General features: G+C 69.8%; 5 protein-coding genes. All 5 read right to left on the reverse strand.

Translation table 11 applies throughout. From position 1 onward, the window contains the following. Positions 1-101: 101 nt before the first annotated feature. Positions 102-890: an HAD family hydrolase gene (locus KEG38_RS54580; protein WP_272425098.1), complete on the reverse strand. Its 789-nt coding sequence runs from the start codon at positions 888-890 to the stop codon at positions 102-104. 67 nt (positions 891-957) lie between these two features. Then, positions 958-2,064: an FIST signal transduction protein gene (locus KEG38_RS54585; protein WP_272425097.1), complete on the reverse strand. Its 1,107-nt coding sequence runs from the start codon at positions 2,062-2,064 to the stop codon at positions 958-960. A 37-nt stretch (positions 2,065-2,101) separates the two neighbouring features. Continuing rightward, positions 2,102-2,353, reverse strand: coding sequence for a hypothetical protein (locus KEG38_RS54590; RefSeq protein WP_272425096.1), 252 nt, complete (start codon positions 2,351-2,353; stop codon positions 2,102-2,104). A gap of 439 nt (positions 2,354-2,792) precedes the next feature. Continuing rightward, positions 2,793-4,517: a serine/threonine-protein kinase gene (locus KEG38_RS54595; protein WP_272429167.1), complete on the reverse strand. Its 1,725-nt coding sequence runs from the start codon at positions 4,515-4,517 to the stop codon at positions 2,793-2,795. Between the two features lie 75 nt (positions 4,518-4,592). Beyond that, positions 4,593-6,299 (reverse strand): aldehyde dehydrogenase family protein, encoded by a 1,707-nt coding sequence (locus KEG38_RS54600; RefSeq protein ID WP_272429169.1) that lies wholly within the window; start codon positions 6,297-6,299, stop codon positions 4,593-4,595. Positions 6,300-6,739 lie beyond the last annotated feature (440 nt).

Below are 6,739 nucleotides of genomic sequence, written 5' to 3' on the forward strand. Positions count from 1 at the left end.
CATCGCGCAGTTCTTCCACAAAAGGTCCAGCGCTTGCGCTGGTCCGGGTCGAGGGGCGGACAGCCCCCGCGGGGTCCGGGGCAGCGCCCCGGCGCAACGGCTCACGCCGCCTTCTTGACGCGCGCGAGCGTCCCTCGTGCGAGTGCGTCTCGATCCACCTCGTCGAGCGACGTCACCACGAGGTCCGCCCCTGCCGCCCGCAAGAGCTCCTCGTCTCCGAGCCGCGCCACCCCGATCACGCGCATCCCGCCGGCCTTCGCCGCCTGAACCCCCGACGTCGCATCTTCCACCACGAGCGACGCCTCGGGCCGCACGCCGAGATCCGCCGCGGCTCCGAGGAAGATGTCCGGGTAGGGTTTGCCCCTCGGAAACGTCCGGCCGCAGACGTTCGCGTCGAAGAGGTCGACGAGCGTCGTGCCCGGCTCTTTCCCGAGTGGATCCGGCCGGATGCCCGGCATGGGCTCGGGCACGACGATCCGCGCGAGCAGCTCGTTCGCGTTCTTCGATGACGACGCGACCGCCATCGGCAAGCCCATGTCGCGCGCGTCGAGCACGAACCGCAGCGCGTCCGGGAAGGCCTGGAACGCGCCTGCCCGGATGAGGCCGAGGATCTTCGCCTGCTTCGCCGCGCCGTACTCCGCGGCGTGGGCCGCGGCGTCGGGCACGCCGAAGTACTCGAGCGCCGCGCGCGCCCCGTCCTCGCGAGGTTTGCCGGCGACGATCTCCTGGTAGACCGCGGTGTCGAAGCGCTCCGGTGTGTACCGCGACCGAGCCGCGAGGTCCTTCCACGGGCCCCGCATGAGCTCCTCCAAGGTGTCCCGCCAGGCTCGCTCGTGCGGCGAATCGACGAGCACGCCATCCACGTCGAAGAGGATCCCCTCGAACGCCATGGGGGGGCAGATGGAGCCCTGAGAGGCCCACGGGAAGCCCCGCGGCGAGCTCGTCCCGAGGAGGCGATCAGCCGAAGAGGAGCATCGTCGCCGTCTGGTTCACGTGGCCGAGGAACTGCTCGCCGTACGTGCTGAACCCGACCGTCGGGATGCCCTCGAAGAGCGCGCCGTACGGCTCGATGAGCCCTCGCGACTCGATCTCGTGCGTGCGCAGGACGCAGTCGAAGTTGACGAGCGCCGACGCGCCGCCGAGCTCCGCGCGGGCCGTCGCGATCGCGCAGCGCGTGTCCTCCACGATGTCGCTCGCTTCGAGCACCGTGAGGACCGTGCCCTCGGGAACGTTGCAGTAAAAGACCACGCTCTCGCCGCGGATCTGCTGGGGGCTGCGCACGAAGGGGTCGTCGCCGACCATCAGGCCGAGCGGGTGGTTCTGGAAGTGGTTCGCGAGCTCGTCCGCCGGGATCCCGAGCACCTCGGCGTACCGAGTCGCCGCGGGTTTGCCGTCGAACGCATGCACGACGCGCGCGGCCTCGTCGCAGGCAGTGACGCGGAGCGCGCGATCGAGCGGGCGGAAGCTCTGCGTCTTGAACGCGCGGAACGGCACCGCAGGCTCGAGCAGGAGCAGGACCGCGGCGTTCGTGAAGGCCATGCCGTCCTTCGCGACCCACGTCGACGTGAAGGTGAGATCGTCCCCCGCGGAGCCGCCAAGGATCGGAATGTCGGTGAGGTCGCCGAGCCGATCCATGAGGCGCTCCTCGGCGCTGCTGAGGCCGTCGACGAAGAGGAGGCCCACGTGCTGCGATGGATCCAGGCTCGAGAGCGGTCTCCCGAAGTGCGCTTCGAGCGGCGCGAGCGCGTGCTTGACGTCGGTGCGTCCGCGGATGTCCTCGATCACGGCGACAGCCGCGTCCCGCACGATCTCGCTGCCGAGCGCCATCGCAACGACCGAGCCCTTGCGCCACGCGCAGCCCTCGCGCTCGCCAGCCGTCGTGCACCCGACCACGAGCGCGCCCGGAAACGCACGCTGCATCGCCTCGGCGAGCGCGCGAGGATCCCGGCGGCCGCCGGCAAAATAAAGGACCACGACAGGCTCGACCGAGGCGAGCTCCGCGCGCATCAAGCGCGCGACGTCGTCCGCGCCGATCACGGTCGCATGAGCAGTTCGAACGGGCACGTTGACACTTCTCCCTGCGTGCTCTCGAAGAGGATGGCTAGCGTTGCGAGGAAGGCGGCGGTCGCCACGACACGCCCGCAGGCTGCGCAGACAGGTCGACGCCAAGCTCGCGCGCAAGGGCCTCGAGCTTGCGAAGGACCTCAGGATCGTCAGAGGTGGTGTCCGTGTGCTTCGAAGGATCAATGCCCTTCAGCATGAGCTTCGCGCGGACGAACCCCGCCATCGTCGGGTTGCCCCGCGAGCGATGGGCGACGATGGCGTCGATGATCTGCTTGACCTTCCCCGACATGCTTTCGCGAGGTCTCGCGCCTCAAAACGCGGCGCGATCTCCCGCCCCAGAGTCATCATCGCACAAACGTCACATCACGCGCGAGGGCTGAGGGGTGATCTCTTCTTGGGCGCCGCGCCGGGGCGCTGCCCCGGGCCCCGCGGGGGCTATCCGCCCCTCGACCCGGACCAGGGCAAGCCCTGGACTCGTGATGGAAGAACTGCGCGTTGCGCAGTTCTTCCAACAGGCCGGTGGGACCGCGTTGCCAGTCGAAAGGGCAGCGCCGCTGTCTTGATGAGCAGGGTCGCTCATGGTCTTGACTGCGGCCTGTTCGATGAACTGCGCATCGCGCAGTTCATCGACCCCGGGTCCAGCGCTTGCGCTGGTCCGGGTCCAGGGGCGGACAGCCCCTGGTGGGGCCTGGGGCAACGCCCCAGCGCAACGCCCCAGCGCAGCGGCTCTACACCGGCGCCGTCGCCACGGGCACGCCGCCCGCGAGCTCCGCGAAGAAGGGCGCCAGATCTGCTCGGCCTCGGAGCGGCGCGCAGATTCGACCGGACGAGCGCAGGAGCTCCATCTCGAGCTTCTCGGCGCGCCGGCCCACGTCCGCGAGTGCGAGGAAGTGCTTCGCCTTGCGATCTTCCATCGCCCGATCCGCGATCACGAGACTGTGCCGGAGCTCCCGGATTTGCTGATCCACCTCGGCCACTGCGCGTTCTTTCTCGACTGCTGCGGCCTCGACCTCGAGCTCGGCGTGACGCGCGTCCGCCCAGAGCTCGACGAGATCGGCGAGTGCGCGGTATGCGTCTGCGAGCTCGCGGTAAGGCTCGCGGAAGCCGCTCCGGCCCTCCCAGAACACCACATCCCGGTGCGCCTCGCGCACGCGCGGCGCGAACGATCGCGCGGCTCCGGCGAGCGGCGCGATGCCGACCCGCGTCGCGCGTGCTTCCTCGCGCGTCCGCGAGATGTCCACCGTGAGCCGATCCATCGCCTTGCCTTGGCGGAAGCGGCCCTCCTTCCACTCGCGGTGGATCGTGTCGAGCGCGCGTTGCTCCTCGAGACCGCGGGCTCGTAGCTCCGCGAGCTCCTTCACGTGCGCCTTCATCTGCTCCAGCGTCCGCGCGACCTCGACGGGCAGCGCGCCGCCGTAGGTCTTGCCGACGAGACGCTCCACGATCTCGACGCGCGTGCTCCAGCGCTGCGCTGCGGCCGCGGATGAAGGGCGCGGCGGCGCGATCGGCCCCGAGTCGAGCTCGGGCGGCGAGGGGATCCGCGCGGCTTCGCTGACCTCCTTCAACGACGCGAGCACCCGGTGTGCGTCGACGGGCCGGCCGTCGGGCACCTTCGCCATGAGGTCGTAGACGAGCTGATCGAGCGCGGGCGGCGCGTCTGGCAGGTGCTCGCCGAGACGCGGCGGCGGCTCCAGCATGTGCTTGTTCAGGATCTGCGCGGGGCTCGGCGCGTCGAAGGGCAGACGCTGCGTCAGCATCTCGAAGAGGATCACGCCGAGCGCGTACAGATCGGCCGGCGGGCCTGCGTCCGACGATGTCGCGCGCTCGGGGGCCATGTACTCGGGCGTGCCGAAGACCTCGCCCGCGTTTGTCAGACGCACGTCCTGCGCGCAGCGCGCGATGCCGAAATCGAGGAGTTTGACCCGGTCACCCCGGAGCAAGAACACGTTCTCCGGCTTGAGGTCGCGGTGGATGACCTCGAAGTCGTGGGCGCGGGCGAGCGCGCGGGTCATCTGGATGACGATGGGGAGCGCGCGCGCGATCGGCACCGGGCCGCTTGCGATGACCTCCGAGAGGCTCTCGCCTTCGAGCAGTTCCATCACGAGAAACGGCGTGCCGTCCTCCGCGTCGCCGTGATCGAAGATCTCGATGATGTTCGGATGCGCGAGCCTTTGCGCGAGCTTCGCCTCGCGGTTGAAGCGCTCGCGTGTCGTGTGATCCGAGGCGAGCTGCGGGTTCAGGAGCTTCACCGCGCAGGGTCTGTCCGTGAGCAGGAAGCGCGCGCGGTACACGGAGGCCATGCCGCCGATGCCGATGAGCTCGTCGAGCACGTACCTGCCCGCGACGGTGTTGCCGAGCCACGGATCCCGGAGCACGACGAGCGTCGAGCCGTCGGCGAAGCAAGTGTTGCTCTCGCTCGGATAGCGGAGGCTGCACGTGGGGCAGGACTTCATGCGCGGCGCGGGGGACGGCAGGGGGCAGTGACGTGGGGCGGCCGGTCCCATCCACCACCCCCGAGTGCCACCTGATTACAGGATCTCGCCAATGCGCTGCAAGAGTCCGCCGCCTGAGAAGAGCGCCCGCAGCCCTTTGCGGAACCAACCATAACTTTGGGCCGTGTACGGGAACCAGAGCGGGTCCTTGCTGCCCATGCCGACACGCTCGACGCTGACGTGCTTGATGTTGCACATCTCGCGCAGGCCCTCTTCCCCCATCGCACGGCCGAAGCCGCTCGCTTTGATGCCGCCGAAGGGCGTGTCGGGCGTGCCGCCGTTCGTCAGCACGTCGTTCACGAGCACGCTGCCCGCATCGACGCGCTCGGCAAGACGCGTCGCGTGATCACGGTCGCGGGAGAAGACGTACGCGTTCAGACCGAGGTGCGAGTCGTTCGCGAGGCGAAGCGCCTCTTCCTCGGTCGAGACGCGCATGAACGGCACGATCGGCCCGAAGATCTCTTCGGTCATGACGGTCATCTGGTGGTTGCAGCCGTCGATCACGGTCGGCTCGAAGAACTGCCCCGGCCCCTCGCGCCGCTTGCCGCCCGCGCGCACCGTGGCGCCCTTCTGCAGCGCGTCAGCGATGTGCTTCTCGGCCACGTCGATCTGATGCGGGAAGATGATCGCGCCGACGTCGACGAACTCGGCGCTCGGATCCCCCTGCCTGAGCTCCCTCGTCAGCTCGACGACGCGATCGAGGAGCTTGTCGTGAACCTCGCGGTGTGCGTAGACGCGCTCGACGGAGACGCAGACCTGGCCCGAGTTCGAGAAGCCGCCGAACACGATGGCGCGCGCAGTGCGCTCGACGTCGGCGTCGGCGCAGGCGATGAGCGGCGCCTTGCCGCCAAGCTCCATGACGCACGGGATGAGCCGCTCGCCACACGCAGCCGCGACCCTGCGGCCCGTGGCGACGCTGCCCGTGAGGATCACGAAGTCCGGCTGCGCCTCGATGAGCGCCGCGCCCGTGGGCCCGAAGCCAGGGACGATCTGGAGCAGGTCCTCGGGCAGGCCCGCGCTGTCCCAGACCTCCTTGGCCTTCTGCGCGATGAGCGGCGTGACCTCGCTCGGCTTGATGACGACGGCGTTGCCCGCGAGCAGCGCGAGGATCGCGTCGCGCAAGGGGAGCTGGAACGGGTAGTTCCAGGGCGAGATCACGGCCACGACGCCGCGGGGCTTGTAGTGGATGAAGCTCCGGCGGTGCTTCATCAGGTGGAGCTTGATCTCGTGCGGCGCAAGGACGCGCGGCGCGGCCTTGGCGAAGAAGGTCGCGATGTCAGCGGCGACCATGACCTCGTGGAGCAGGGCCTCGTGGCGCGGTTTTCCGCACTCGCGCACGAGCAGGTCGACGATCTCGTCGACGCGGTCGACGATGGCGTCGCGGAAGCGCAGGACGCGCTCGCAGCGCTCCTCGACGGGCAGGGCGCCCCAGGCTTCCTGCGCGCGCCGCGCCCGCTCGACGGCGCGCTTGACCTCGTCAGCAGAGGTGACCTTCACCTCGCCGAGGAGCTCGCCCGTGGCAGGCGCGTAGCTCCGGATCTTCGTCGCCGCGTGCCCATTGGCGCCCGGACCGCTCCCCGCAACGTTGCCCGCCCCTCGGTCCATCACCACCTGGCCCATTTCATCCTCCCATGCAGGAAAGCCGAGCGATCGGCCCGGCGCGTCGTGCGCCTTCGCGCATCCGCGCGGGCTCTTCGCCGGCACGTCGTCGGAGAACGTAGCCAAAGGGACGGCGTGCTTCAATACGGAGAGCTCGCACCTAGGACGGCGCCCATGCAGGCTGCTGTCCAGAACGAAGGCATGCATCCCGCGATCGAGCGCGCCCCCGATCGTCGGAGCAGGCAGATTGCCCTGCGGCAGCGTAGCGCCGGGGTTTCACCCCGGACCCGAGCAGGGGCTGTCCGCCCCTGCACCCGGGGCCTGCGCAAGCGCTGGACCCAGGGGCGATGAACTGCGCGATGCGCAGTTCATCGAACAGCCGAGGCAAGAGCAGGAGCGACCCTGCCCCGTCAAGACCGCCGCGCTGCCATTTCGGTCGGCAACGCCGTCCAGGGTCTTGCCACCGGCCCGCTGGAAGAACTGCGCATCGCGCAGTTCTTCCACCCTCGGTCCAGGCCGTGCCTGGTTCGGGTCGAGGGGCGAACAGCCCCCGCGGGGTCCGGGGCAGCGCCCCGGCGCGGCGG

It is taken from the genome of Polyangium jinanense (assembly GCF_028435265.1).
Taxonomy (GTDB): domain Bacteria; phylum Myxococcota_A; class Polyangia; order Polyangiales; family Polyangiaceae; genus Polyangium; species Polyangium jinanense.